This is a genomic window from Protaetiibacter sp. SSC-01, from assembly GCF_014483895.1.
Classification (GTDB): Bacteria; Actinomycetota; Actinomycetes; order Actinomycetales; family Microbacteriaceae; genus Homoserinibacter.
In genome coordinates, this window is the sequence record NZ_CP059987.1 from 1,310,693 (window position 1) to 1,336,289 (window position 25,597).

The following is a 25,597-nucleotide window of genomic DNA, read 5'->3' on the forward strand; positions in this document are numbered from 1 at the left end:
GGTGCCGTGGAGGCGATCCGGCTCGAGCGCGACATCGACCTCCCGCGCGCCATCGTGTGGGAGGCGCTCGTCGATCCGGTCCTCGTCGAGGGCTGGCTGCATCCGAGCGAGCGGCTCGTGGCGGGCACGACGCCCGTCGAGTTCCGCGAGCCCGACGCCGCATCCGAGCCCGCCGTGCTCGAGGTCATCTCGCCCGCCTTCGGCGACGTGCGCATCGTGCTCGACCGCGTCGACGGGGGAACGCGGGGTGAGGGCACGCGCGTCGAGCTCACGGTGAGCGACGAGTGGGGGAGGCGTTCGGAGCGCGAGGCGCTGTGGGCCCTCCGGCTCGAGCAGCTCGCCGAGCTCGTGCGCGGGCATCCGGTCGACTGGGCCGACTGGCCGACGCGTCACCGTCTCGAGGATCGGGCCGCGCGCAGTGAGGCCGCCCACCGCGCGGCACGCTGACGCGCATCCGCGTGCGTGCCTCCGGCGCTCTGCGCATATGAGCAGCGCCGTACGCGGATGTTGGCGCACGGCCCCCGGCGGGATACCGTCGAAGGGAAATGATGGACGACGAACTCCTCGCTGTCCGCGTCGCGGAGCTCTACTACGACGAGAACAAGACGCAGGACGAGATCGGCGCGCTGCTCGGCATCTCGCGCTGGAAGGCCGGGCGCCTGCTCGCGCAGGCGCGCGAGCAGGGCATCGTGCGCATCGAGATCGTGCACCCGCGCGCCCGCCGCCTCGCGATCGAGCGCGCCCTGCGGGAGCGCTTCGGTCTCGCCGACGCCGTCGTCGTGCCCACCCCCGAGAACGAGGTCGGCGTGCAGGGGCGTGTCGCCCAGGCCGCCGCCGACTTCCTCACGGGCCTGCGGCCCGTTCCGCGCGTGCTCGGCGTCAGCTGGGGTCGCACCCTCACCGACGTGGCCGACCGCATGCCGGACGGCTGGGCGACGGGCGTCACGGTCGTGCAGATCAACGGCGGCGTGAGCCTCAACCGTCGCCCCGGCACCGCGGCGACGCTCGCCTCGACGATCGCCCAGCGCGGTCGGGGCCACGCCGTGCTCCTGCCGAGCCCCGCCATCCTCGAGCGTCTCTCCACGAAGAAGGCGATCGAGGGCGACCGCACCGTCGCCGCCGTGCTCGACCGCGCGGCGAACGCCAACGCGTTCCTCTACAGCGCGGGGGTCGTGGGCGCCGACTCGGCTCACGTCGAGAGCGGCTACCTGCGCCCCGAGGACATGGAGGAGCTCGCTCTGCGCGGCGCGATCGGAGACGTCGTCGGCCGCTACATCGACGCCAACGGCAACATCGTCGACCCCTCGCTCGACGAGCGCACCCTCGGCATCTCGCTCGAGACGCTGCGCGCCGCCGCCACCGCGATCCTCGTGGTCGCGGGAACCCCTAAACACGACATCGCGCGAGCCGTCGTCACGGCCGGCCTGTGCACCGTGCTCATCACCGACGAGGCCACCGCCCGTGCCCTCCTGGAGGACTCATGACCATGCAGACCACCTCGCTCGCCCCCGCGGAGCGCGCCGTGCGCGTGCTGGGCGGCGACCTCACGGAGCGCAGCCTCCGTCAGTACCTCGAGGGGCTGAGCGGTGTCGACGCCGTCGGCCTCGAGCAGCGCGCCGCGGGGCTCGCGACGCGCTCGATCAAGACGAGCTCGAAGGCGTGGGCGCTCGACCGCATCATCGAGCTCATCGACCTCACGACCCTCGAGGGCGCCGACACCCCCGGCAAGGTGCGCTCGCTCGTCGCGAAGGCGCTCACTCCCGACGCCACGGACCCGTCGACGCCGCGCGTCGCCGCCGTGTGCGTCTACGGCGACATGGTGCCCGCCGCCGTCGAGGCGCTGGGCTCGGCCCACGGCGACCCGGATGACGGCCTCATCTCCGTCGCGGCCGTCGCGACCGCCTTCCCGTCGGGTCGCGCCTCGCTCGCCGTCAAGCTCGGCGACACGCGCGACGCCGTCGCCGCGGGAGCCGACGAGATCGACATGGTCATCGACCGCGGCGCCTTCCTCGCCGGTCGCTACGGCAAGGTCTTCGAGGAGATCGTCGCCGTCAAGGAGGCGTGCCGCCGCGACGACGGCAGCTACGCGAGCCTCAAGGTCATCCTCGAGACGGGCGAGCTCACCACCTACGACAACGTGCGCCGCGCCTCGTGGCTCTCGATCCTCGCGGGAGGCGACTTCATCAAGACCTCGACGGGCAAGGTGACCCCCGCCGCGACCCTCCCGGTGACGCTCCTCATGCTCGAGGTCGTGCGCGACTGGCACCGCCTCACCGGCGAGTACGTGGGAGTCAAGCCGGCGGGCGGCATCCGCGCCTCCAAGGACGCCGTGCGCTACCTCGTGACGGTCGCCGAGACCGTCGGTGAGCAGTGGCTGCAGCCCCACCTCTTCCGCTTCGGCGCGTCGAGCCTGCTCAACGACGTGCTCCTGCAGCGCCAGAAGCTCCGCACCGGCCACTACGCCGGCCCCGACTACGTGACGATCGACTAGGACGGCATCCGCTCTGCCGCCGGTCGAGTAGCCGCGCAGCCACCCCACCGCTGGTTGAGTAGCCGCGAAGCGGCGTATCGAAACCCCCACGAAGGACATGAACATCATGAAAGACATCGAGATCAGCGGCCGCGGCTTCCTCGACTACGCCCCGGCGCCCGAGTCGACGTCGGTGCTGCACCTGCGCGACTCGTACGGCCTCTTCATCGACGGAGAGTTCCGCGACGGCACGGGCGGGTCGTTCACGACGATCTCGCCCGCCACCGAGAAGACGATCGCCGAGATCGCGAACGCCTCCGATGCCGACGTCGACCAGGCGGTCGCCGCCGCGCGCCGCGCCTACGACAAGACGTGGTCGCGCATGTCGGGCGTCGACCGCGGCAAGTACCTGTTCCGCATCGCCCGCCTCGTGCAGGAGCGCGCCCGCGAGCTCGCGGTGGCCGAGTCGCTCGACAACGGCAAACCCATCAAGGAGAGCCGCGACACCGACATCCCGCTCGTCGCCGCGTGGTTCTTCTACTACGCGGGCTGGGCCGACAAGCTCGACTACGCGGGCCTCGGCGCGAACCCGCGCGCGCACGGCGTCGCCGCGCAGATCATCCCGTGGAACTTCCCGCTGCTCATGCTCGCGTGGAAGATCGCCCCTGCCCTCGCGGCGGGCAACACGGTCGTGCTCAAGCCCGCCGAGACGACGCCGCTCTCGGCGCTCCTCTTCGCCGAGATCCTGCAGCAGGCCGACCTCCCGCCCGGCGTCGTCAACATCGTCACGGGCGCGGGGGAGACCGGCCAGGCGCTCGTGCGGCATCCGGATGTCGACAAGGTCGCGTTCACGGGCTCCACCGCCGTGGGCCGCGAGATCGCGAAGGCGATCGCGGGCACGCGCAAGAAGGCGACGCTCGAGCTCGGCGGCAAGGCCGCCAACATCGTCTTCGACGACGCACCCATCGACCAGGCCGTCGAGGGCATCGTTAACGGCATCTTCTTCAACCAGGGTCACGTGTGCTGCGCCGGCAGCCGCCTGCTCGTGCAGGAGAACGTGCACGACGAGGTCGTCGACCGCCTCAAGCACCGCCTCACGACGCTGCGCCTCGGCGATCCGCTCGACAAGAACACCGACATCGGCGCCATCAACTCGGCCGAGCAGCTCGAGCGCATCCGCACGCTGAGCGACATCGGCGAGCAGGAGGGCGCCGAGCGCTGGACGGCGCCGTGCGACATCCCCGAGAACGGATTCTGGTTCGCGCCGACCGTCTTCACGAACGTGCAGACCTCGTCGACGATCGCGCGTGAGGAGATCTTCGGCCCGGTGCTCTCGGTGCTGACCTTCCGCACGCCCGCCGAGGCGATCGCGAAGGCCAACAACACGCCCTACGGGCTCTCCGCGGGCATCTGGAGCGACAAGGGCTCGAAGATCCTCGCGGTGGCCGACAAGCTGCGCGCGGGCGTCATCTGGGCCAACACCTTCAACCGCTTCGACCCGGCGAGCCCCTTCGGCGGCTACAAGGAGTCGGGCTACGGCCGCGAGGGCGGCCGCCACGGGCTCGGCGCCTACCTGCAGCCCGCCACCACCGCCGTCGCCCCGAAGGGAGCCTCCAAGTGAGCCGTCTCACGATCCCCAAGACCTACAAGCTCTACATCGGCGGCAAGTTCCCGCGCAGCGAATCGGGCCGCAGCTACGAGATCCGCGGCGCCGACGGTGCGTTCCTCGCGAACGCGTCGCTCGCCTCCCGCAAGGACGCCCGCGACGCCGTCGTGGCCGCGCGCGCCGCGGTCTCCGGATGGGGCGGTGCGACCGCCTACAACCGCGGCCAGGTGCTCTACCGCGTCGCCGAGGTGCTCGAGGGTCGTCGTGCCCAGTTCGTCGAGGAGCTCCGCGCGTCGGAGGGCCTCTCGGCCGCCGAGGCCGCGCGTCAGGTCGACGAGACGATCGACACGTGGGTCTGGTACGCCGGATGGGCCGACAAGTTCGTGCAGGTCGCGGGCTCCGGCAACCCCGTCGCGGGCCCCTTCTTCAACCTCTCGGTGCCGGAGCCGACGGGCGTCGTCGCGATCGTGGCGCCGCAGGGCGAGGGGAGCCTCCTCGGTCTCGTGCGCGTCGTCGCCCCTGCGCTCGTCGCGGGCAACGCGGTCGTCGTCGTGGCCGACGAGGCGCATCCGCTCTCCGCGATCAGCCTCGCCGAGGTGCTCGCGACGAGCGACGTGCCGGGCGGGGTCGTCAACGTGCTCACGGGCTCGCCCGCCGAGATCGTGCCGTGGCTCGCGTCGCATGCCGACGTCAACGCGCTCGACCTCGCGGGTGCGGGGGAGCTCGACTGGGTCGACCTCGAGATCGCGGCCGCGGACACGCTCACGCGCGTGCTGCGTCCCGAGCCGGGCGTGCCCGCTGCGACGCTCGACCGCATCCTCGCGTTCACCGAGACGAAGACGGTCTGGCACACGAAGTCGCTCATCTGAGGTGTCGAGGTGGTCGAGGAGCGCCGCCGCAGGCGACGCGTCTCGAGACCACCGACCCCCACTGGCACGCCGTAACGATTGAATAACAGAACGGTAACGTTCGTGCTACAGTCGGCACACCTCGCGAGGTTGCGGGGAACCCGACTCGAAAGCGGATGTGCCGATGGTGACGCACCCTGCACGACGGATGGTCGCATCCGCCGTCGTCATCCTCGCCCTCGTGGCGGTGCTGCTGCTCGTGCCGGATGCCGTGCGCGTCTACGCGACGAACATGATGGGGTCGCTGCGCGCGCCGGGTGAGCCCGCCTTCATCGCGGGGCACCGCGGGGATCGCGCGCACGGGCCGGAGAACACGATGCCCGCCCTCCAGAAGGCGCTCCAGTCGCGCCTCGAGTTCGTCGAGACCGACGTGCGGCTCACGGCCGACGGCGTGCCCGTGCTCATCCACGACGACACGGTCGACCGCACGACCGACGGCACGGGCGCGGTCGCCGACCTCAGGCTCGAGCAGGTGCGGGCACTCGACGCGGGCGCGTGGTACGGGCCCGAGTTCGCGGGCACGCGCGTGCCGCTCTTCGACGAGTTCCTCGACTCGCTCGCCGTGCACCGCTCCAAGAAGGCGCTCGTCGAACTCAAGGGCCACTGGGGGCCCGAGGGGCTGCGCACGGTGCTCGACGCGATCTACCTGCGCGGCGTGCAGAACCGCGTCGTGTTCGCGAGCTTCAACCTCACGACCGTGGCCCGCCTCGCCGACACGGCGCCCGCCATCCCGCGCGTCATCATCAAGCGCGATCTGCCCGAGGACCCGGTGGGCCTCGCGCAGTACTACGGCGCGATCGCGATCATCACGACGCCGAACTCGCTCGAGAGCGACCCGGAGGCGGTCGCGCGCATGCACGAGGCGGGCCTCGGCGTGCTCGTCTACACGCTCAACAGCGAGAAGCGCTGGTCGGAGGCGCTCGCCTACGGCGTCGACGGCATCATCACCGACCGCCCCTCGAAGCTCGACGGCTGGATCGCCGCGACCGCGCCCGGCACCTAGGTCCTCCGTTCCTCGCCAAACGCTGTAGCTTCTGGCCAGGGGACGCAGAGATGACGCGCGCACAACGCGCAAAGGTGGCGCGCACAGTGTCGGGACCGGCACATCCGTGTCTCGTGAGGCTCGCCTGGCGCTCCCGGCGCCCCGGACACGCGCTACATGTCTTGGCTTCGGGCGGCAGAGATGACGCGTGCGGGAGCCCGAACGCTGCAGCGTTTGGCCGGGAACGACTAGAGGCGTCCGACGAGGGTGTCGAAGAACGCGATCGCGCGGCGGTAGGTCGCGACGCGGATGCGCTCGTCGATGCCGTGGATCGACTCGAGCTCCTCCTGGCGCAGATCGAACGGCAGGAAGCGGTAGACCCGGTCGGAGATCGCCGCGAAGTGGCGGGAGTCGCTCGCCTGCAGCATGACGTACGGCGCGACCGCGGCATCCGGGAACACCTCGCGGATGCTCGCCGCGATCGCGTGCCACGCGGGGCCGTCGGCGGGGGAGACGGGCGCGGGGTCGGTGCCCTCGAGCACGCGCACCTGCACGGCCGGGTCGTCGATCGTCCGCACGATCGCGGCGACGGCCGACTCGACCGTCTCGCCCGGCAGGATGCGCGAGTTGATCGTCGCGGTCGCCCGTTCGGGCACGACGTTGCGGCTCGACGAGCCGCGCAGCTGCGTCACGGCCCGAGTCGTGCGGGTCATCGCGGCGAGCTGCGGGCTCGTCTTCGCGAGGGTCTTCGCGAGCGGGCCGCGGAAGGTGCGCGCGTGCCGCAGCATCCAGCCGCGTGCACCGCCCAGCCGCGCGCCCATCGACTCCAGGAGCCCGACGACGGGCTCGATGAGGTGCGGAGGCTCGGGCTGGTTCTCGAGCCGCAGGATGGCGCGTGCGAGCACCGCGGTCGAGCCCCCGGGCAGCGGGATGGCCGCGTGGCCGCCCGACTGCTCCACGGAGAGCTCGACGTTCATCATGCCCTTCTCGGTGACGCCCACGACGGCGGTCGGTCCGAGACCCGGCAGCAGCTGGTCCATGACGGCGCCGCCCTCGTCGATCACGAGCCAGGGGCGGATGCCGCGCTCGTCGAGCAGCGCGACGAGCTGCGCGACGCCGGAGCCGCCGGCCTCCTCGTCGTGTCCGAAGACGAGGTAGACGTCGGATGCGGGCCGGAAGCCCGCCTCGAGCCGCGCCTCGACGGCCTCGAGGATCGCGACGAGCGTCGCCTTGTCGTCGAGCGCCCCGCGCGCCCAGATCGTCGCCTCGTCGCCCTCGCCCGTGAGCTCGGCGGAGAAGGGCGGATGCGTCCACCGGCTGTCGTCGTCGACAGCCACGACGTCCTGGTGCGCCATGAGCACGGCGGGAGCCCCGTCGCCCGAGCCGCGCCAGCGGTAGAGCAGGGTGCGGCCCGCGACGACCTCGCGCTCGAGCTCCGCGTGCACGCGTGGGAACAGCCGCTCGAGCGCCGCATGGAAGCCCGCGAACGCCTCCTCGACGCCCCCGGCGCCCTCGTGCGAGTAGGTGGGGAATCGCAGCAGCTCGCGGAAGCGGTCGAGGGTCGGGTCGCTCATGCTCCGATCGTAGGCTGCGCCGAACCGGCGACTCGGCTGGTTACCCTGAGGGGGTGAGCTCATCCCGCCCCGCTTCCCGTTACGGCGACCCCGGTTGGCGCAGGATGGCGCTGGCCCCCGGTCTCATCGCGGCCGTCGTGCTGTTCGTGGGCATCGCCCTCATCGGCCAGGACGCCTTCGTCTTCGTGAGCTGGGGGGTCGCGGTGCTCGCCCTCATCGTGCTCGTGTTCTCCATCCAGGCGCGCCACTGGTGGTGGGCGCCCGTCTTCGCCGCGATCGCCGTGCTGTGGAACCCCGTCGCCCCGTTCGGCTTCGACGGGCCGCTGTGGCTCGGAGCGCAGTACGTCGCGATCGCGGCGTTCATCGCGGCGGGCGTTCTCATCAAGGTGCCGACGCCGGGGGAGGGCTCGCGCCGATGACGGATGCCGCCCCCGCGCCGGCCGCCTCCGCTCCGGTCGTGGAGCAGACGGGCCCTGTCGCGCCGCGTCGTCGGCGTCCGGGCCCCGGCTGGTTCATCGCGGGCGGCGTCGTGCTGGCCCTCGCCGCTGGCGCGCTCGTCGCGATCCCGCTCGGCGGCTGGGACACGGTCGAGCTCGAGACCGCGGCGGTGCCTGAGCTTCCCGCGGGCGACATCTACGAGGGCAGGCACTACTCCGTGCGCCTCGACGAGGCGTGGGTGGGCGACGTCATGCCCGACGAGTACGACGTGCCCGAGGAGGGCATGACCTTCGTCGTCGTGCGCGCGATGCTGCGCAACGAGTGGCGGGAGCCCGATGCCGCGGGAACGCGACTGCTGAGCTTCGCCGCCCTCGAGGAGCTGCCGAACGTCGACCGCCGCGCCGACATCCGCGTCGCCTCCGACGGCGTGTACTCGGGCGTGCTCCCGCCCGGCGTCGACATGGAGGTCCTCATGTTCTGGGAGGTCCCCGTCGGCTCCGTGCGCGCGGGCGAGCCGATCGCGTTCGGGGTGACCGACGGCCGACCCGACGAGGCCGTGCTCTACAGCGGCACGGCGTGGCGCGACGAGCACACGGCGGTGCAGACGACGCTCGTGCCGCGACCCTCCGGCGAGCTGGAGTACCCGTGGGAGCGTTGACCCGCCCCGTGCGCATCGTCGCGGCCCTCGGCCTCGTGGCGCTCGCCTTCGTCGTCGCGCGCACCGAGCCGCAGGAGGAGCTCTCCTTCGCGCCGTTCGCGGTGCGCGTCGATGAGGGGGAGCTCGGCGAGGGTCGCGACCTGCAGGCGGTCGTCGACGAGGTCCTCCTCGCCGACGAGGTGGCGCTGGGTTCGTGGACGGGCGAGACGGCGGGCGTGTGGCTCGTCGTCGCGACGCGCATGGCGACGACCGAGAACGGCTCGCTCGGCTACGCGACGCTCACGGTGGGGGAGAGGCGCTGGACCGCGAGCACGCGCCCCGGCCTCCCGGCCATGTCGTCGGCGTCCCTCGACCCCGGCCTGCCGATGGCGGGCTCGTTCTTCTTCGAGCTGCCGGCGGACATCGCCGACGACCCCGGTGCGCGACACGCCGTCGTGCGGCTCGCCCAGGACTCCGACGCGCGCCTGCGCACGGTCGTCGAGACCGAGGTCGACCTCACGGCCATCCCGCACGAGGCGTTCGCCGAGGTCGCCACGAAGGAGCGGATCACGTGGTGAGCGGGCTGGGCTGGTGGCGGCGTTCGAGATGGGCGCTCCTGAGCCTCGTCGTGCTCGTCCCCGCGGCGATCGCGGCCGCGCTGAGCGTCGACGCGTTCGACTACCTCCTCACACGTCCGAGCGCGGTGACCGTCGTCGAGCGCGGCGAGACCGGGCAGATCCGCGACGGGGCGACGATCCGCGTGATCGACAGCTGGGCGGTCGGCGCCGGATCGCCCGCCGGCGAGGAGTACGGGGTGCCGGAGGGCGCGGTGCTCGTGTCGGTGACGCTCGAGCTCGACGCGAGCGCGGCATCCGACGCCTTCCTCTGCCGCGTGCAGCTGCTCGAGGCCGACCGCAGTCGCCGCTGGACCTCGAGCTACAGCACCGACTACTTCCCGGGTCGCGGGCTGCCCGACGACGTGCCGAGCGGATGCGCGTGGCACGACACCGCGTACCCGTTCGAGGAGACGTTCCTCATCCCGCTCGACGCGCAGGACCGCGTCGTGCTCGAGGTCATCGAGCCGGCCGGTCTGCCTCGCGTGCTGCACCTGAAGCTGTGACGGGCTCGCCCCCGTCGGTCCCGGGCCGGGAGCGGGCGAGGGCCGTGTCGTAGGTCGACGCGACGAGCGCGAGCTGCAGCGGCACGACGAGCGCCACGACGAGCAAGCCCACGGGGTCGTCGACGGCCGTCCAGAACGCGAACTCGTGCGGCCCGAGCAGCCGCAGGATGCCGACGGCGAGCCACTCGCCCGCGGCGTGGACGACCGCGTAGGCGAGCAGGAAGCCGCCGAGTGCGAGGGGCCCCACCGACCACACGAGCCGGAGGGCGCCCGCGATCGGCAGCCAGCGTTCCTGGAATCCGCCCGTCACCGATGTGAGCACGGACCGCAGCCAGCGGGGGAGCCGCGCCCAGCGCGCGGTGACGGCGGCGCGGGCGCGTGCCACGCGCGCGTTCGGGGCGGGTGCCGCGGCGCGTGTGCGGGCTCCCGCGAAGACGACGGCCGCGAGCGCGACCCATGCGAGCGGCTGGAAGACGACGTCGCCGAGCTGCGTCATGAGCCACGAGAAGGCGTCGCCGAGCACACGGAACCACTCCTGGTCGTCGCGCCAGCGCGCGATCGCGTCGGCGACCGGGGCGAACATCCGTCGCGTCGCGATCCAGCCGGGCACGCCCGCGAGCAGCTCGCGGATGATGAGGAGGGCGACGAGCACCCACACGGCCTCGAGGTAGGCCGAGAGGGCCGTCGTCCAGCGGGGGAGGCGATCGCGGAAGCGCTGCAGCAGGAAGCGGCCCGCGAAGGCGACCGCGACGATGCCGAGCGACCACACGTCGACGACGACGTCGAGCGCGTTCGCGGAGTCGCCCGCCCAGAAGTCGGTCTGGTCGAGGGCGGCCGCCGCGTAGTCCTTCGAGTCCTCGGAGATCATGCCCCACGCGGCGTAGATGACGAAGAACGGCAGGATCGCGGCCGACACGGCCCCCGCCCACCGCGCGAGGAAGCCGAGGCGCGTGCCGTCCGCGCGCGGCGGGTCGGCATCCTCGACGTTCGGGAGCGCGGAGCGCAGCACGAGGAACATGGCGACGTAGCTCGCGAGACGCGCGATGACGGCGAGCGGAAGGATGAGCTGGCCCACGAGGGGCAGGTCGTTGCCGACGGCGGCCGCGAGCCGCAGGAGCAGCAGCCGCGCCGTCCAGCCCGCGAGGAACCACGCGAGGAGCGCCGGCCAGCAGCGCGCATAGGCTCGGGCGGCGGTCGTCAGCACATCCTCACCCTAACCGGCGGTTCGGATGCCGCCGCGGGCGCCGTGCGCTAGACTCGAAGCGCCCACCGCCCCGCCGGCCAAGCCGGATCAGGGGATCAGCGGTGGCGATCTGCACCGAGAGCCCGGTCCGGCGGATTCTGCCGGATCGCCACGAGAGGCGACGTGATTCGTCGCGATGGGGCCGCACAGCCCCCGAGGAGAACGATGGCCACATCCGGCCAGAAGACCCGCAGCGGGTCGAAGTCGTCCGCGTCCCGCAGCACGCAGCGGCGCCGCGCCCACCAGGACGAGACGGGCATCATCCCCGTGCTCGCGCGCGTCGTGCGCGGCATCGAGAACGCCGCCGAGCGTGGCAAGGTCAACGCCGCGAACCGCGTGCGCTACCGCGTCGTCGCGGTGCTCGCGCGCGAGGAGCGCGCCCGCATCAAGGCGGATGCGGGCCTCTCCGAGGCGGAGCGCACGAAGGAGCTCACGCGCCTCGACGGCATCGCGACGATCATGGCGAAGACGGCCGCACGCGACGCGAGCCTCATCCAGCTGCTCACCGACACGGCGCCGCTGAGCCCCGCGGCGCAGGAGGTGCGCCGCACGCTCCTCATGGAGGCCGGAACGCCGCTCGCGCCCGAGGACCTCGTCGTGGTCACGGAGCCCGAGGCGAAGCCCGTCGTCGAGGAGAAGCAGGTCGTGCCGGTCTCGGTGCGCCAGTACCAGATGTCGAACCCGTTCCTCGCGCCCGACTTCGCGGCCTACCAGCAGCCGAAGCCCAAGCCGCGCGGCGACCTCGACAGCTGGGAGCTCATCGAGCCGCTGTTCCGCTCCTTCGAGGTCGGTGCGGGCGGCGGCGCCGCGAGCATGGAGCTCCCCGAGGCCCGCTCGCTCGCGACGCCCGGCGGCATCGAGCTCATGCGCCACCAGGCACGCTTCGTCGAGTCCGCGCGCGAGGGCCACCGCACCTACCTGCTCGCCGACGAGCCGGGCCTCGGCAAGACCGCCCAGGCGCTCCTCGCGGCCGACGTCGCGAACGCCTACCCGCTCCTCGTCGTCGTGCCGAACGTCGTCAAGGTCAACTGGGCGCGCGAGGTCGAGAAGTGGACCCCGCATCGCACGGCGACCGTCGTGCACGGCGACGGCGACGACGTCGACGCGTTCGCCGACATCGTGGTCGTGAACTACGAGATCCTCGACCGTCACGTCGCGTGGCTCTCGCGTCGCGGTTTCCGCGGCATGATCGTCGACGAGGCGCACTTCATCAAGAACAAGGAGTCGCAGCGCTCCAAGAACGTGCAGGCGCTCTCGGCATCGATCCGCCGCCAGTTCCCGAACCCGCTGCTCGTCGCCCTCACCGGCACGCCCCTCATCAACCAGATCGAGGACTTCCGGATGATCTGGCAGTACCTCGGCTGGATCGACGAGAAGAAGCCGCTCCCGGCGCTCATGGAGCGCCTCGAGGAGACGGGCCTCACGCCCGTCGACCCGGGGTTCTTCGCCGCGGCGCGTCGCGTCGTCGTCGACATGGGCATCGTGCGCCGCAAGAAGGTGGATGTCGCGGCCGACATCCCCGCGCGCCGCATCGCCGACATCCCCGTCGAGCTCGACGGCGAGGCCGGCCGCTCGATCCGCGAGGCCGAGCGTGCGCTCGTCGGCCGCCTGCTCGAGCGTCTGCGCCGCCTCCGTGCGTCGCGCCCGGACTCGGAGCTCGCCGACCTCATCCGCCTCGTCGCGGCGGCCGAGCTCGAGGAGTCGAAGCAGTCGGAGTCGTCGGGAGTCAACGTCTTCGCGATGGTGCGCCGCATCGGCCAGGCGAAGGCCACACCGGCGGCGGACTACACCGTCAACCTCGCGCGCAACGTCGGCAAGGTCGTGTTCTTCGCGAAGCACATCGACGTCATGGACGCGGCCGAGGCGCACTTCGCGAAGGCGGGCCTCAAGACGATCTCGATCCGCGGCGACCAGAACTCGAAGGTGCGCCAGGCGGAGATCGACGCGTTCCAGAACGACCCCGAGGTCTCGGTCGCGGTGTGCTCGCTCACCGCGGCGGGCGTCGGCGTCAACCTGCAGGCGGCGTCGAACGTCGTGCTCGCGGAGCTCAGCTGGACGAACGCGGAGCAGACGCAGGCGATCGACCGCGTGCACCGCATCGGCCAGGAGCTGCCGGTCACGGCGTGGCGCATCATCGCCGCTCAGACGATCGACGGACGCATCGCGGAGCTCATCGACGCGAAGGCCGGTCTCGCGGCCCGCGCGCTCGACGGCGAGGCGGGCGAGGCGGCCGAGGGCTCGGTGCAGCTCGAGGCGCTCGTGGCGCTTCTGACGGATGCGGCGCGCTCCCTCTGACCCTCAACCATCTAGCGAGACTTCACGTCTTGTGCCGCATCGGCGGCTGAGTAATCTCTTCATCACTGGAAGGCACGGATCCCCTCGGGGGTCGGCCAGAAGGTGACAGAAAGGCCCCCGGGCTCGACGAACCCCGGCGCTTCGGCGCAGGCGGAACGCGGCGACGGGGGCCTTTCGTCGTGCCGGCGTACGGGGCGAAGAGTGGCACGCCGCGCGCGGCCGCGTCAGTCCCCCGCTCTGGGGGGAGCGGTCGCGGGGAGCGTGCTCATATCGTGATGACTGCACTAGTTGGGGGACTAGCAGGCGGCGGTGATCCTGTCATCATCGCGATTCCGATACGGGGGTATGAGGGATCGCGGACAGCATCACCGCCGCCAGTATTTAACCCGTCGGGCACCCTCAACCATCTAGTGAGACTTCACCTCTTGCGGCCCCTCCGGCGCTGAGTAATCTCTACTCAACCGATGAGGCGCGAACCCGAAGCCACCGGAGAGATCCGGAAGCCGAGGGGCTCGCAGCCGACGTCGGCGGTGATCTCCACGAACCGAGCGGGTCAGCCCGCGCGGGGTGTGGAGCGGCCCCAAGGGTATGCGGAGCGAGAGTTCCGTCCGTGGGGCAGCACCGGTGGTACGGATGACGTCCCGCAGCCGAACGACGGCGGGCCCCTGGGCCTGTCGACGACCGAGCGGGACCGATTCCGCGGGGCCGAGAGGCTCCGCGGGGGAGATCCCGCCGCCGGCGCCGCCTCGGGTGCACGCGGTCCGCCGCGCGCCTCCGAGCTGCCGCCGACCTGGCGAACGCCCGACCCGAGAGCTCGCGGGACGCGGCGGCCTCACCGACACAGAAGGGCCCCGGACCAGCTACCCGGGGCCCTTCGTCGTGTGCGCTGGATGCGAGGTCACTCCGTGCGCGCATCGAGCGCGGCGTTCATGCGCGCCGTGAGCTCCGCGTCGATGGCGCGAGCGGCGCCGTCGACGGCGCGCACGGGCGCGACGTGACGCACGCTCGAGACGAGCCACGCCGCATCCGCCGCTGCGAGGTCGTCGGGCGTCAGCAGCTCGTAGCCCGTCGCGAATCCGGCCGACTCGGCCCACGCGAAGAGGTCGGCCTGCGTCGTGCCGGCGAGGATGCCGATGTCGACGCGCGGCGTCACGAGACGGCCGCCCATGCGCATGACGAGCGTCGACGTCGGGCCCTCGAGGAGGTAGCCGTCGCTCGAGACGAAGAGCACGTCGTCGGCACCGCGTCGCGCGGCCTCGCGCTGCACGGCGCGGTTGACGGCGTAGCTGAGGGTCTTGGCGCCCGCGAGGAGCCACGGCGAGGTCTGGGAGACGTCGTGGCGGTAGCCGCGGTCGAGGAGCACGATGCGGATGCCGTCCGTGCGATCCGCCGTGAAGTCGGGTGAGTCGGTGCCGAACACCCAGCCGGTCGGCACCCCTGCGCCCTCGACGCCGCGCGTGAGAACGAACTTGATCGACCCCTCGGTCACCCCGCCCGCGGTGAGGGTCGCACCGACCTCGCGCACGGCATCCCGCCACACGTCGATGTCGGGTGCGGGGAGCTGGAGCATCGCGGCGGACTGCACGAGCCGCTGCAGATGCGCCTCGAGCGCCTGGACGCTGCCGTGGACGAGGCTCGCGGTCTCGAAGATGCCGTCGCCGCGCGTCGCGCCGAGGTCGGTCACGAGCAGCTGCGGCGCATCCGGGTCGACGAGGCGGTGGCCCGTCGCGGCGCCCGCGGCGTCGAAGTCGATGAGGGCGACGACGTTCATGCGGTCCTCCGTCGGGTGCGGTCGGCGTCGAGCATGCTCCAGACGGTCGTCGACAGCGGCGGGTAGGCGAGCGCGATCTGGCGCAGCATCCGGTAGTCGACCTCGCGGCTCGGGCGGCGGTCGTTGTCGGCGTGGATGAGTTCCGCGCGCAGCGTCAGCACGACGAGCTCGTCCACCGTGGGCAGCTCCTGCATGAACTCCCACGGGTCCTCGCCGGCGCGCAGGCGCTCGTGCACGACCGTGCCCAGCTCGTCGCCGGCCTCGGCGCGCAGTACCTCGAGGCTCGCGCGGCGGCGCACGCCGGTCTCGTCGCGGGAACTCACCCCTCGAGCCTATGTCGCCCTCGCGCGCGGCACGCGCACCGCGCCCTACGATCGATGCGTGCCCGACAGTCCGCTCGCCGCGTCGCCCTACGAGGTGCTCGGCGTCGCTCCGACCGCGAGCGAGGCCGAGCTGCGGCGCGCGTACCGCAAGAGGCTGCGGGAGACGCATCCGGATGCGGGCGGTCGCGCCGACGAGTTCCACGCCGTGCAGGACGCCTGGGAGCTCGTGGGAAGCCCGGAGGCGCGCGCGGCGTACGACGCGCGGGGTCTGCGCGTGTCGACCCCCGAGCGGCCCGCCTACGCGCCGCAGGCGCCTCGCGCGCGCACCGACTCCCGCCCCCAGGCTCGCTCGAGCGGGCATCCGGGCGGTTGGTACCGCGAGCGGTACCTCGCCGAGCTGCGCGAGTGGGCGGGTCGCGGCGTCGAGATCCCCGATCCCTACGACGTCGCCCTCGTGCGCTCGGCCCCGCGGCAGGTGAAGCACCTCCTCGCCGCCGCGATCGCGGAGGAGCGCTCGGCGCGCGAGCTCACGATGCTCGGCATCGGATACAGCGTGTGGCACGACGTCGCCACGCGCGCGGGCAAGATCGACCACATCGTGCTGGGCCCGAGCGGCCTCTGGGCGCTCCTGAGCGAGGACTGGGGCGGCGAGGTGCGCACGAAGGGCTCGGAGCTCGTGGGGCCGGCCGTGGGCGGCGAGAAGCCCGTGCACGAGCTCTCGGTGCGGGCGCGCGCGTTCGGCCGTGAGGCGCGCGTCAAGTTCTCGGCCATCGGCGTCGTCGTGCCGGATGCCGACGCACCCTCCGTCGTCGACCTCGGCTCGCTGCGCGGATCCCGCGCCCTGCTCATCCCGCAGCCGCAGCTCGCCCACGTCGTGCGCACGGGCATCCCGGGCGTGGGCACGGGCGGAACCGACCTCTTCGAGCTGCGCTCGCGCATCCAGGCGGCCGTGCGCTTCGCCTGACCCACGCCGTCTGCCCCGGGTGCCAGGATGACGGCATGGATCCCGAGGTCGTCCGAGCTTCTCGTCACACCCCGTTCAGCGATCCCGGCGCGTTGCGCGCCCGCTGGGAGGCGCTCCCCGCGGATGCGGACGTCGCCGCGATCGGCGCCGTCGTGCGCAACCTGCTGTACCACTACCGAGCAGATGGGATCGAGGTGCCCGAGGAGCGGCGGTCCGACATCGACGCGCGCTGGGTGCGACGCATCCTCGCGCTCGACGCGCAGCGGCATCCGGAGCCCCTCGACGTGCCGCGCGAGCGCGCCGAACGGGTCGCGGGGTGCTGCCGCGACTACACGCTCCTCGCGGTGTCGGCCCTGCGGGAGCGCGGCGTGCCGGCCCGCAGCCGCGTGGGGTTCGCGGGCTACTTCGGCGAGGGGTTCCACCACGACCACGTCGTCGTCGAGTTCCATGACGGCGGGCGCTGGGTGCGGGCGGATGCGCAGCTCGAGCCCGCCTGGCATCCCTTCGACACATGCGACCTGCCCGCGGCGGGACTCGCCGGCTTCGCGACCGCCGCGGAGGTGTGGCGGGCGATCCGGGCGGGGGAGGCGGATGCGCGCTCGTTCGGCGTGTTCCCGGGCTCGCCGTTCGCGGGTGAGCCGTTCGTGTTCGACTACGTCCTCCGCGATCTCGCCCACCGCATGGGCGACGAGCTGCTGCTGTGGGACATCTGGGGCGCCATGTCGGAGCAGCCGACGGATGCCGAGGCGGCCTGGATGGACGGGCTCGCCGCTCTCACGATCGCGGCCGACGCGGGGGACGACGACGCGGCGAGCGAGCTCGCGCGCCGGTACGAGCGAGACGATCGCCTCAACCCGCGCGGGCGCGTGCTGCAGGCGAGCCCGTACGGTCAGCCCGACGTCGAGGTCGACCTCGTGGCCGACGCACCCTGAGGTGCGTCAGATGCGGTGCAGCGGGGCTCCGAAGTCACCGCGGTTGTCGGGCGCGAGGTCCATGCCCGGGTGACCGCCCGCCGACGGGAGCGAGCGCGCGGTCGACGGGGCGGTGCCGAGCGGCCCGCCGTCGTTCGGCAGCGGAACCGGCTGCGGCCCCGTGCGTGGCGCGGCGCTGTCCGCGGATCCTGCCGAGGTGAACCCGAGCGACGCGAGGTGCGCCGAGTTGCCGTCGACGGCGCCGGACGGGGAGTTCGGGGGGAGCTGCGACACCGACGGCACCGTCGCCGGAGGCGCCATCGTGGGGTGGGGCGCGTCGGGGGCCGACGCGGGGGTCGGCACAGACGGTGCCGCAGCGCTCGTGGGCGATCCGCCGCCGAGGAGGGCGGGGAGCGCGAGGATCGTGGGTGCCGGGGTGAAGCCGGGGATGCTCGAGCCGCTCGACGGCCCCGCCTCGAGCTCGAGGGCGGGCGACGACGCGGGCGCGGGCGCCGAGGCGTAGGCGGAGGGTGACGGCGCGGCCGAGTACGCGGAGGCGCCGATGCCGGGGGGCGCGACGCGCGGGAGCTCGGGTGCGGGCGGCGCAGCGGATGCGGCGGGCGCGACGGGCACACCCTGCGCGGGAGTCGCGGGGCCGAGCACGGTGGGCGTCACGGCGGGCGTGACGGACGGTGCGACGGACGGTGCGCTCGTCGGCGCCTGCCGGTTCAGGAACTCGGCGGGCACCTCGGGCACGCGGGGTGCGGCGGGCTGCGCCTGGGCCGCCGGCGCGACGGGCGCGACAGGAGGGGCGGTGGGTGCCGCGGCGGGCGGGACCTGTGCTGCGGCGGACGGCGCGGGCTGGCCGGCATAGGCCGGCTGAGCAGCGCTCGGCTGAGCCGCGGCCGGCGGCGCCGGGGGAGCGGAGTTCGCCCACGGAGCCGGGGCGGGAGCGGCCGCGGCGGGCGGTGCGACGCGCTGCGGCTCGGCTGCGGCGGGTGCAGGCGCCGCCACGGCGGGTGCTGCGGGCGGGGGCGCCGACGCGAGCGCCGCGGCGGGTGCCTGCGGTGCGACGGCCTCCGGGCGCGCGGGGGCGGGCTGCGCTGCCACGGGCTGCGACTGCATGGGCTGGGGCTGGGCCGGCTGCGCCTGCACGGGCTGAGCGGCGACCGGCGGGTATGCGGGCGCGGCGGGAGCCTGCTGCTGCTGCGCGACGGGCTGCTGCTGCACGACGGGCTGCTGCGGAGCGGCAGGCTGCTGCGGAGCGGCAGGCTGCTGGGGAGTCGCCTGCTGTACCGGCTGCGGGGCCTGGTGGACGGGCTGGGCCTGCGGGGTGGCGTGGACGGGCTGGGCCTGGGCAGGCTGGGCGACCGGAACAGGCTGCTGAGCCTGGACGGCCGGAACAGGCTGCTGTGCCGAGGGCTGCTGCGCGGGCTGAGCGGGATGCTGCTGAGCAGGCGGAGCAGGCGGAGCAGGCGGAGCAGGCTGGGCGGCAGGCTGCTGCGACAGCTGGTACGGGGCCGGCATGTCGCTCGACGGCGCCGTGGTCGGCGCGGGCATCGGGGGAGGCGGCGGTAGCGGCGACGTGTACGCGGTCCAGGCGCGTCCGTCCCACCAGCGCTGCATCCCTGCGTCGCTCGGGTCGGGATACCAGGCCGCTCGAGGCGACGTCCCCATCATGTTCGACACGTTCAAAGCCCCCACAGTGTCCGTGATGCCTTGAGCCTATGTGTCGGCGAGCGAACCGCTCAGTCCCCCATTCGGGTGATGATCGCGGTCCGCTCGCCGGGTAGCAGGTGGATCAGGGCAGCTTCGGCAGATGCCACTTGCGCTCGGTCGTCGCCGTCTCCGTCTCGGGGACGCCGAGCTTCGCGGCCTCGGCCTTCGCCTTGGCGGCGGCGGCGCGCGCGGCAGCGACCGAGATCGGGCGGCCGTCGTCGTTCGGGGCGAGGCTCTGCAGCGCGGGCGCCTCGGGCTCGGGCTCCGGAGCGGATGCGGCGGCAGCGGGCTCCGAAGTGCCGGCGTTCTTGGACGCGCGCTTGGCGGCGAACGCCGCGCGGGCCTGCGCGACCGAGGTGAAGTGCTCCTCGCCGCCGCCGGCCGCCGGAGGTGCGGGTGAGGCGGACGGGGCGGCGGGAGTCGTGGCGCCGGCGGCCTCGACCGCGGCGAGTCCTGCGGCTGCCTGAGCGGCTACCTGGGCGGCGGCCGCGGCCGCGGCAGCGGCCTTCTCCGCCTGCGCGGCGGCGAAGGCGGCGCGGGCGGCGGCGACGGACTGGCTCTCGTCGACGGCGGGCGCTGCGGGCGCGACGGGAGCGGCGGGCACGACGGCCTCCACCGGGGCCACCTCGGCCACCGGTGCGGCGGCGGGCACCTCGACGGGCGCCGGCGCGACCGCAGCCGCCTCGACGGGCGCCGCGGTCCCGGGTGCGGGCGGAGGTGCCGCGGCGATGCCGGCGGTGCCCGCGGCGGGAGCCGGGGCGGCGGCGAGGGCCGCCGCGAGCTGAGTCGGGTCGGGCGCGGCCACCGCGGGCGCGGGCGGGGCGGCGGGCACGGGCGGAGCGGGCGCCGCGGCGACGGGGTCCGGCTGCACGGGAGCGGAGGTCGGCGGCGCCTCCGGGATGTAGGCCGTCGCCGGGTCGGGCGTCGGCAGGCTCTGCGGCACCTGGGCAGGGCGCGGGCGCGTGTGCGAGGTCCAGCCGAGACCGTCCCACCAGCGCAGCGAGTCGGCGTCAGTCGGGTCCGGGTACCAGGCGGCGACCGGAGCAGCGGCGCTGAGGCTCACAAGTTCCTCCCCCTCGAGATGCAGCCTCCCCTTCGGCTGCTGTGAGGAGTCTAGGGACGCCCGAACGGGGCACGTGAGCCCCATTTGGGGTGACCCCGGTCGTGGGGTAGACAGCCCCGTCAGGCGTCCGAGCCGTCGCCCTCCGCGTCGGACTGCAGCTCGCGGCCCTCGTCGAGGGGCACGACGGGCTCGTACAGGTGCTCTGCTCGCCCCGCGCCGCCCTCGAGCAGCTCGCCGGGCGAGAACGACTCGCGCGCGAGCGACTCGCGGGCGCGCAGCGCGTCGTCGACCTGGTCTCGATCGGATCGGTTCTCGCTCATGGCCCGAGGGTACCCCGCGGCGCCGCCGGCGTCAGGGCCGACGGGTCGGAGTCGAGCGGTCAGCGGATCAACGGATCGCGAAGGAGTAGCTGTAGTCGCCGTGGTCCGAGTCGATGCTGACCCACAGCTTGCCCTCGCCGCCATCGGGGCGCGTCACGGCGCACGTGTAGATCGAGCCGACCGTCATGGTGTCGGCGATCGGCGGGCACGACACGGCCGAGGCCTGTCCGCTGCCGACGAGCTCCTGCCGGATCTCGTACTGGATCTTCGTCGCGATCTCGACGCTCGTGAGCGCGCCGGCGCCCCACGCCGCGGCGGGGCCCCCGAGCAGCAGCACGGCCGAGATGGCCCAGCCGATGAGCTGTCCCCAGCTCTTGGGGAGCTTGAGGGCGCGGATGAGCAGGTAGACGGGCGCCGTCAGGAGCACGGCCGCGAACGGCGGCGGCGTGTGCCCCCATCGGGCGAGCTTGCGGCGGTCGAGGATCGCCACGACGACCGTGACGAGGTAGACGAACGCGAGCACGATGCCCGCCACGAGGAACGTCGGCTCGACATAGAGCCAGGCCCACACTCCGACGAAGAGCGCCGCGAACAGCAGCACGGGCGTGAACGCCACGATCCAGCTCTCCATCGTGGCGGTCGGGCGGATGCGCGTGCGGCTGCGCACGGCGGCGGGCCCCGCGAAGCTCTCCTCGAGGTCGTCCGCGGCGTCGAGGTCGGGCTTCGACTGCGTGTGGTCGGTCCAGGCGATGCCGTTCCACCAGCGCACCTGAGCGGGGTCGGACGGGTCCTCGTACCAACCGGCCGGAACCACGCGGATCGCCTGATCGGTCACGCGGGTCACCTCTTCTTCTCTCGGGTCGGACTCGGAGCGGTCGTACTCGACCATGTCGGGGAGACTCATCGGTTCGTCGAGAAGACGCCCCAGTCGTCGACGCGCCAGTCGATCCAGCCGTTCTTGCGCTGGAGGCTCACGACGACGTTCGCCACCTTGGTGGGCGTGACGGCGCTGCAGACCATGGTGTCGCCGACGAGCAGCGGCGGCACGTCCGGGCACGTGGCGTTGACGTTCGCTCCGATGAGGGTCGCCTGCTCGGAGATCGACTGCTCGGCCTCGTCCGAGAACACGCCGGGCGCGAGCGCCATGACGATGCCCGGGATGGCGACGGCGGAGCCGATGAGCACGATCGTGAGGGCCGACCAGGTGAGGAACGGACGCAGGCCACGGCCGGTCTCGCGGACGACGTTCGACATCCGCGCGATGAGGTAGACGGGGGCTCCGAGGAACGCCCAGTCCCAGTTCGCCGTGCGCGTGTGGCCCATGCGCGTGAGCATGACGCGGTCGATGACCGCGAGCACGATCGTCGTGAGGTACGAGCCGCCGAGGATGATGCCCGCGAAGAGCGTCGAGTCGCGCCCTGCGTCGCCCGCGACGAGGAACATGAGCGCGAGGATGAGCATGATGATCGGCATGAGCGCGATGATCCACACGGGTCCCGTGTTGATCGAGAGGCCGTTCTCGGCCATGACCGCGCGGCGCGTGAGCGGCTGCGCGGGGTCGTGGTCGGCGAGCACCGAGGGTGTGTAGGTGAAGTTGCTGAACGACGACGGGTCGAAGTTGGTCGTCGTGAAGGTGCCGACGCCGGCGGCCGCGTTCGGGTCGACCTGGAAGGTCGGCATGGGCTCGAACGAGGGCGTGAAGGCCGGACGCGCCGCGGGCTGCTGCGCCTGCGTCGGGTCGATCGGTACGCCGAGCAGGTCGTCGTAGCTCGTGTCGAGGAGGAACGGCGCGCTCGTCGGCGCGTCCTCGATGACGTGCTCCTGGGCGTACTTGAGTCCGGGGGAGACGACCTCCTCCTCGAGCCGCAGCTGGGCAGCGGGAGCCTCGAGCGACTTGACGGGGTCGGCGGCCGCGAAGGCGGGCTCGGCGGTCGGCTGAGCCGAGCCGCTGTCGGTCGCGAGGTCCTCGCGCTGCGTCAGGGGCTCGTCGTCGTCGGCGTAGGCGAGCTTCGCCGTGACGGTCTCCTGGGCGACCATCGGCTGTCGCGCATCCGAGGTGTGCTCGGTCCAGGCGTGGTTGTCCCACCAGCGCAGCTGGGGAAGCCCGAGCGGATCGGGGTACCACCCCGCCGGCACATGGCCTTCCTCTTCCGCCATGAGATACCTTCCTCACCGCGTCCCTCGGGGAGGGAGTTCGGATGCTTCCCCCCGGCGGAACGACTCGTTCGTCGTCCGTCATGATATGGGCGGCCTCCCGGGCCCCGATAGGTATGAGGCTCCCCCCAAGCCTGGGGACACGGGCGTCCACCCCCGTCGTGGGGCAGACTCGTCGGATGGCCTCTGACGACCTCGTGTCGCGTCTCCCGCATCCGTGGGATCCCGACGCGTTCCTCGAGGCGTTCGACGCCTGGGCCCGCTCGCGCGGTCTCGCGCTCTACCCGGCGCAGGAGGAGGCCGTGCTCGAGCTCGCGCTCGAGAGGCACCTCGTGCTCAGCACGCCGACGGGCACGGGCAAGTCGCTCGTAGCGGTCGCGGCGCACGCGATGGCGATCGCGCAGGGGCGCCGCTCCTTCTACACGGCGCCCCTCAAGGCGCTCGTGAGCGAGAAGTTCTTCGAGCTCGTGGCGCTCTTCGGAGCCGAGAACGTCGGGATGGTCACGGGCGACTCGAGCGTCAACCCCGACGCGCCGATCGTGTGCTGCACGGCGGAGATCCTCGCGAACATCGCGTTGCGGCGCGGGGCGGATGCCGAGGTCGACTCGGTCGTCATGGACGAGTTCCACTTCTACGCCGACCCGGAACGCGGATGGGCGTGGCAGGTGCCGCTGCTCGTGCTGTCCCGCGCGCGCTTCGTGCTGCTCTCGGCGACCCTCGGCGACGTGTCGCCGATCGCCACGGACCTCGAGCGGCGCACGGGACGCGAGGTGGCGCGCGTGACAGGCGTCGAGCGCCCCGTGCCGCTGCACTACCGCTACCTCGTGCAGCCCGTGCAGGAGGTCGTCGAGGAGCTCCTCGCGGACGGCCTCGCCCCCGTCTACATCGTGCACTTCTCGCAGGCCGCGGCGGTCGAACGGGCGCAGGCCCTCGCGAGCGTGCGCGTCGCGACGCGCGAGCAGCGCGACCGGATCGCCGAGGCGATCGGGGGCTTCCGCTTCTCCACGGGCTTCGGGCAGACGCTCGGCCGCCTCATCCGCTCCGGGATCGGCGTGCACCACGCGGGAATGCTGCCGCGCTACCGACGGCTCGTCGAGCAGCTCGCCCAGCAGGGACTTCTGCGGGTCGTGTGCGGCACCGACACCCTCGGCGTCGGCATCAACGTGCCCATCCGCACCGTGCTGCTCACAGGGCTCACGAAGTTCGACGGCACGCGCATGCGCCAGCTCACGGCACGCGAGTTCCACCAGGTGGCGGGCCGCGCGGGGCGCGCGGGCTTCGACACGGCGGGGGAGGTCGTCGCGCTCGCGCCCGAGCACGAGATCGAGAACGCGCGCGCGGCGGCCAAGGCCGGCGACGACGCGAAGGCCAAGCGCAAGATCGTCAAGAAGCGGGCGCCCGACGGGTTCGTGAGCTGGGGTCCCGCGAGCTTCGAGCGGCTCATCGCGGCAGAGCCCGAGCCCCTCGCGAGCTCGATGCGGATGACCGCCGCCATGCTCCTGCAGCTGCTGTCCCGTCCGGGCGCCGACGCGCCCGCATCCGAGCCCGGGAGCGCCTTCCGCACCGTGCGCGACCTCGTGCGCGACAACCACGAGCCGGCGGCGCGCCGCGCGGCCCTCGCCCGCCGCGCGATCGCCCTGTACCGCACTCTCCGCACGGCGGGCGTCGTCGAGCAGTCGGGCGGCGGATTCGACGGGACGGCTCGCGTGCGCCTCACGGTCGAGCTCCAGCCCGATTTCGCCCTCAACCAGCCGCTCTCGCCCTTCGCGCTCGCTGCTCTCGAGCTGCTCGACAGGGATGCGCCGGGCTACGCCCTCGACGCCGTGAGCGTCATCGAGGCGACGCTCGACGACCCGCGGCCCGTGCTCGTGCAGCAGGAGTTCCGCGCGCGCGGCCAGGCCGTCGCCGCGATGAAGGCGGAGGGGATCGAGTACGAGGAGCGCATGGAGCTCCTCGAGGAGATCACGTGGCCCAAGCCGCTCGCGGAGCTGCTCGAGCAGGCCTACGAGACCTTCGCGTCGAGCCAGCCCTGGATCCGCGACTACGAGCTGCGCCCCAAGTCGGTCGTGCGCGACCTCTACGAGCGCGCGATGGGCTTCGGCGACTACGTCTCGTTCCTCCAGCTCGGCCGCAGCGAGGGGCTCGTGCTGCGCTACCTGAGCGACGCGTACCGTGCCGCGCGGCAGACCATCCCCGACGACGCGAAGACCGAGGAGCTGCGCGACGTCGTCGAGTGGCTCGGCGAGCTCGTGCGCCAGGTCGACTCGAGCCTGCTCGACGAGTGGTCGGCGCTCATCGACCCCGAGCGCGCGACCGAGGAGGCCGCTGGGCCCGCCCTGCCGCCCCCGCCTCCCGACGTCACGACGAACCGCCGCGCCTTCATGGTGCTCGTGCGCAACGAGCTGTGGCGACGCGTGCAGGCCGCCGCGCTGCAGAACGACGACGAGCTCGTCGCGCTCGACCCCGACGCGGGGTGGCCCGAGGCGCTCGACGCCTACTACGACGAGCACGACGTCATCGGCACCGGTCCGGATGCGCGTTCCTCGGCGCGCATCGTCGTGACCGAGCACGCCGACCGCTGGGAGGTGCGGCAGATCGTCGACGACCCGGCGGGTCATCACGACTGGGGCATCGACGCGGTCGTCGACCTCGAGGCGTCCCGCGCGGAGGGCACCGCGGTCGTGCGCGTCGCGGGGCTCAGGCGGCTCTGAGGGGCGTCAGCGGGTCGTCGACTCCTCGTCGTCCTCGTCGTCGCGCACGCGAGCGGACGGGCCGCGGGAGTAGTCGACGTCGGTCTGCCGCGCCTCGCGGCGCGTGCTGAGGTTCTGCACGATCCAGAGGACGGCGGGCACGACGGCCCCCACGAGTGCGACCGCTCCCACGAGTGCGAACGCCGTGGCGACCCCCGGCGTGACGCGGTCGGTGCACGGGTCGGTGGTGTCGAGGCAGCCGCTCGCGGCCGAGGTCGAGATGTCGACCACGGCGAAACTGACTGCTGCGACGATGATCGCCGCGATGGCGATCACGCCGAGCGCTCGAGAGCGCATGCGAGCTTCTCCTGCCGGTTCGGGCCGACTCCTGGTCCGGATGCTAGGGCCG

The 25,597-nt window shown here is 73.0% G+C and carries 24 protein-coding genes and 1 pseudogene; 14 read left to right on the forward strand and 11 right to left on the reverse strand.

All coding sequences use genetic code 11. The features are described 5' to 3' along the window. Positions 1-6 precede the first annotated feature (6 nt). The 6 genes from H4J02_RS06190 to H4J02_RS06215 all read left to right on the forward strand — a co-directional run bounded on the left by H4J02_RS06190 (position 7) and on the right by H4J02_RS06215 (position 5,987). Positions 7-447 (forward strand): SRPBCC domain-containing protein, encoded by a 441-nt coding sequence (locus H4J02_RS06190; protein ID WP_187676210.1) that lies wholly within the window; start codon positions 7-9, stop codon positions 445-447. A gap of 101 nt (positions 448-548) precedes the next feature. After that, positions 549-1,484 carry a sugar-binding transcriptional regulator gene (locus H4J02_RS06195; protein WP_187676211.1) on the forward strand — a complete coding sequence of 312 codons (936 nt, stop codon included), beginning with the start codon at positions 549-551 and terminating at the stop codon, positions 1,482-1,484. After that, positions 1,481-2,491, forward strand: coding sequence for a deoxyribose-phosphate aldolase (gene deoC / locus H4J02_RS06200; protein ID WP_187676212.1), 1,011 nt, complete (start codon positions 1,481-1,483; stop codon positions 2,489-2,491). The genes H4J02_RS06195 and deoC overlap by 4 nt, the downstream gene beginning before the upstream one ends. A gap of 106 nt (positions 2,492-2,597) precedes the next feature. Then, positions 2,598-4,091 (forward strand): aldehyde dehydrogenase family protein, encoded by a 1,494-nt coding sequence (locus H4J02_RS06205; protein ID WP_187676213.1) that lies wholly within the window; start codon positions 2,598-2,600, stop codon positions 4,089-4,091. Beyond that, positions 4,088-4,945, forward strand: coding sequence for an aldehyde dehydrogenase family protein (locus H4J02_RS06210; protein ID WP_187676214.1), 858 nt, complete (start codon positions 4,088-4,090; stop codon positions 4,943-4,945). Before H4J02_RS06205 ends, H4J02_RS06210 begins: the two co-directional genes overlap by 4 nt. A gap of 163 nt (positions 4,946-5,108) precedes the next feature. After that, positions 5,109-5,987, forward strand: a complete 879-nt coding sequence (locus H4J02_RS06215; RefSeq protein ID WP_187676215.1) for a glycerophosphodiester phosphodiesterase family protein — start codon at positions 5,109-5,111, stop codon at positions 5,985-5,987. Between the two features lie 227 nt (positions 5,988-6,214). Here H4J02_RS06215 and H4J02_RS06220 read toward each other — a convergent pair whose 3' ends face one another. After that, on the reverse strand, positions 6,215-7,540 hold the full coding sequence (locus H4J02_RS06220; RefSeq protein ID WP_187676216.1) for a M20/M25/M40 family metallo-hydrolase: 1,326 nt from the start codon (positions 7,538-7,540) through the stop codon (positions 6,215-6,217). A gap of 53 nt (positions 7,541-7,593) precedes the next feature. Here H4J02_RS06220 and H4J02_RS06225 point away from each other — a divergent pair, with 53 nt between their 5' ends. Genes H4J02_RS06225 through H4J02_RS06240 form a run of 4 tightly spaced genes read left to right on the forward strand, consistent with a single transcriptional unit; the run spans position 7,594 to position 9,735 of the window. Then, complete coding sequence (locus tag H4J02_RS06225; protein ID WP_262406242.1) at positions 7,594-7,959, forward strand: DUF6804 family protein; 366 nt, start codon at positions 7,594-7,596, stop codon at positions 7,957-7,959. Further along, positions 7,956-8,636, forward strand: a complete 681-nt coding sequence (locus tag H4J02_RS06230) for a hypothetical protein (RefSeq protein ID WP_187676217.1) — start codon at positions 7,956-7,958, stop codon at positions 8,634-8,636. Before H4J02_RS06225 ends, H4J02_RS06230 begins: the two co-directional genes overlap by 4 nt. Continuing rightward, positions 8,633-9,193 carry a hypothetical protein gene (locus H4J02_RS06235; protein WP_187676218.1) on the forward strand — a complete coding sequence of 187 codons (561 nt, stop codon included), beginning with the start codon at positions 8,633-8,635 and terminating at the stop codon, positions 9,191-9,193. Before H4J02_RS06230 ends, H4J02_RS06235 begins: the two co-directional genes overlap by 4 nt. After that, positions 9,187-9,735: a hypothetical protein gene (locus H4J02_RS06240; protein ID WP_187676219.1), complete on the forward strand. Its 549-nt coding sequence runs from the start codon at positions 9,187-9,189 to the stop codon at positions 9,733-9,735. The genes H4J02_RS06235 and H4J02_RS06240 overlap by 7 nt, the downstream gene beginning before the upstream one ends. On the opposite strand, the gene H4J02_RS06245 is transcribed toward H4J02_RS06240, so the two are convergent. After that, positions 9,689-10,939: a hypothetical protein gene (locus H4J02_RS06245; protein ID WP_187676220.1), complete on the reverse strand. Its 1,251-nt coding sequence runs from the start codon at positions 10,937-10,939 to the stop codon at positions 9,689-9,691. The genes H4J02_RS06240 and H4J02_RS06245 overlap by 47 nt on opposite strands. 204 nt (positions 10,940-11,143) lie before the next feature. Here H4J02_RS06245 and H4J02_RS06250 point away from each other — a divergent pair, with 204 nt between their 5' ends. Further along, on the forward strand, positions 11,144-13,273 hold the full coding sequence (locus tag H4J02_RS06250; protein ID WP_187676221.1) for a DEAD/DEAH box helicase: 2,130 nt from the start codon (positions 11,144-11,146) through the stop codon (positions 13,271-13,273). Positions 13,274-14,171: 898 nt separating this feature from the next. On the opposite strand, the gene H4J02_RS06255 is transcribed toward H4J02_RS06250, so the two are convergent. Both H4J02_RS06255 and H4J02_RS06260 read right to left on the reverse strand, forming a co-directional pair. Further along, positions 14,172-15,044, reverse strand: a complete 873-nt coding sequence (locus tag H4J02_RS06255) for an aminotransferase class IV (protein WP_187676222.1) — start codon at positions 15,042-15,044, stop codon at positions 14,172-14,174. Continuing rightward, a complete protein-coding gene (locus H4J02_RS06260; protein WP_262406243.1) occupies positions 15,041-15,367 on the reverse strand; it encodes a tryptophan synthase subunit alpha in 327 nt (108 codons plus the stop codon). The genes H4J02_RS06255 and H4J02_RS06260 overlap by 4 nt, the downstream gene beginning before the upstream one ends. Before the next feature lie 58 nt (positions 15,368-15,425). On the opposite strand from H4J02_RS06260, the gene H4J02_RS06265 reads away from it, so the two are divergent. Both H4J02_RS06265 and H4J02_RS06270 read left to right on the forward strand, forming a co-directional pair. Next, positions 15,426-16,331 carry a DnaJ domain-containing protein gene (locus H4J02_RS06265; protein ID WP_187676223.1) on the forward strand — a complete coding sequence of 302 codons (906 nt, stop codon included), beginning with the start codon at positions 15,426-15,428 and terminating at the stop codon, positions 16,329-16,331. A gap of 35 nt (positions 16,332-16,366) precedes the next feature. Continuing rightward, a complete protein-coding gene (locus H4J02_RS06270; RefSeq protein ID WP_187676224.1) occupies positions 16,367-17,263 on the forward strand; it encodes a transglutaminase-like domain-containing protein in 897 nt (298 codons plus the stop codon). 6 nt (positions 17,264-17,269) lie between these two features. Here H4J02_RS06270 and H4J02_RS06275 read toward each other — a convergent pair whose 3' ends face one another. The 6 genes and pseudogenes from H4J02_RS06275 to H4J02_RS14010 form a co-directional block, all read right to left on the reverse strand. After that, complete coding sequence (locus H4J02_RS06275; RefSeq protein WP_262406244.1) at positions 17,270-18,802, reverse strand: hypothetical protein; 1,533 nt, start codon at positions 18,800-18,802, stop codon at positions 17,270-17,272. Between the two features lie 45 nt (positions 18,803-18,847). Next, positions 18,848-18,922 (reverse strand): annotated as a pseudogene (locus tag H4J02_RS14105) (DUF2510 domain-containing protein); the annotation flags it as partial. Between the two features lie 121 nt (positions 18,923-19,043). Further along, positions 19,044-20,024 carry a DUF2510 domain-containing protein gene (locus H4J02_RS06280; RefSeq protein ID WP_187676226.1) on the reverse strand — a complete coding sequence of 327 codons (981 nt, stop codon included), beginning with the start codon at positions 20,022-20,024 and terminating at the stop codon, positions 19,044-19,046. 119 nt (positions 20,025-20,143) lie between these two features. After that, the gene (locus H4J02_RS06285; RefSeq protein ID WP_187676227.1) at positions 20,144-20,344 is read right to left on the reverse strand and encodes a hypothetical protein; all 201 of its coding nucleotides are present in this window, start codon (positions 20,342-20,344) and stop codon (positions 20,144-20,146) included. A gap of 67 nt (positions 20,345-20,411) precedes the next feature. Then, on the reverse strand, positions 20,412-21,248 hold the full coding sequence (locus H4J02_RS06290; RefSeq protein WP_187676228.1) for a DUF2510 domain-containing protein: 837 nt from the start codon (positions 21,246-21,248) through the stop codon (positions 20,412-20,414). Further along, positions 21,245-22,501 (reverse strand): DUF2510 domain-containing protein, encoded by a 1,257-nt coding sequence (locus tag H4J02_RS14010; protein WP_262406245.1) that lies wholly within the window; start codon positions 22,499-22,501, stop codon positions 21,245-21,247. Before H4J02_RS14010 ends, H4J02_RS06290 begins: the two co-directional genes overlap by 4 nt. 176 nt (positions 22,502-22,677) lie before the next feature. On the opposite strand from H4J02_RS14010, the gene H4J02_RS06300 reads away from it, so the two are divergent. Then, complete coding sequence (locus H4J02_RS06300; protein WP_187676229.1) at positions 22,678-25,209, forward strand: RNA helicase; 2,532 nt, start codon at positions 22,678-22,680, stop codon at positions 25,207-25,209. A gap of 6 nt (positions 25,210-25,215) precedes the next feature. Here the strand turns inward: H4J02_RS06300 and H4J02_RS06305 are convergent, their stop codons facing one another. Then, positions 25,216-25,545 carry a hypothetical protein gene (locus tag H4J02_RS06305; RefSeq protein WP_187676230.1) on the reverse strand — a complete coding sequence of 110 codons (330 nt, stop codon included), beginning with the start codon at positions 25,543-25,545 and terminating at the stop codon, positions 25,216-25,218. Between the last annotated feature and the right edge of the window lie 52 nt (positions 25,546-25,597).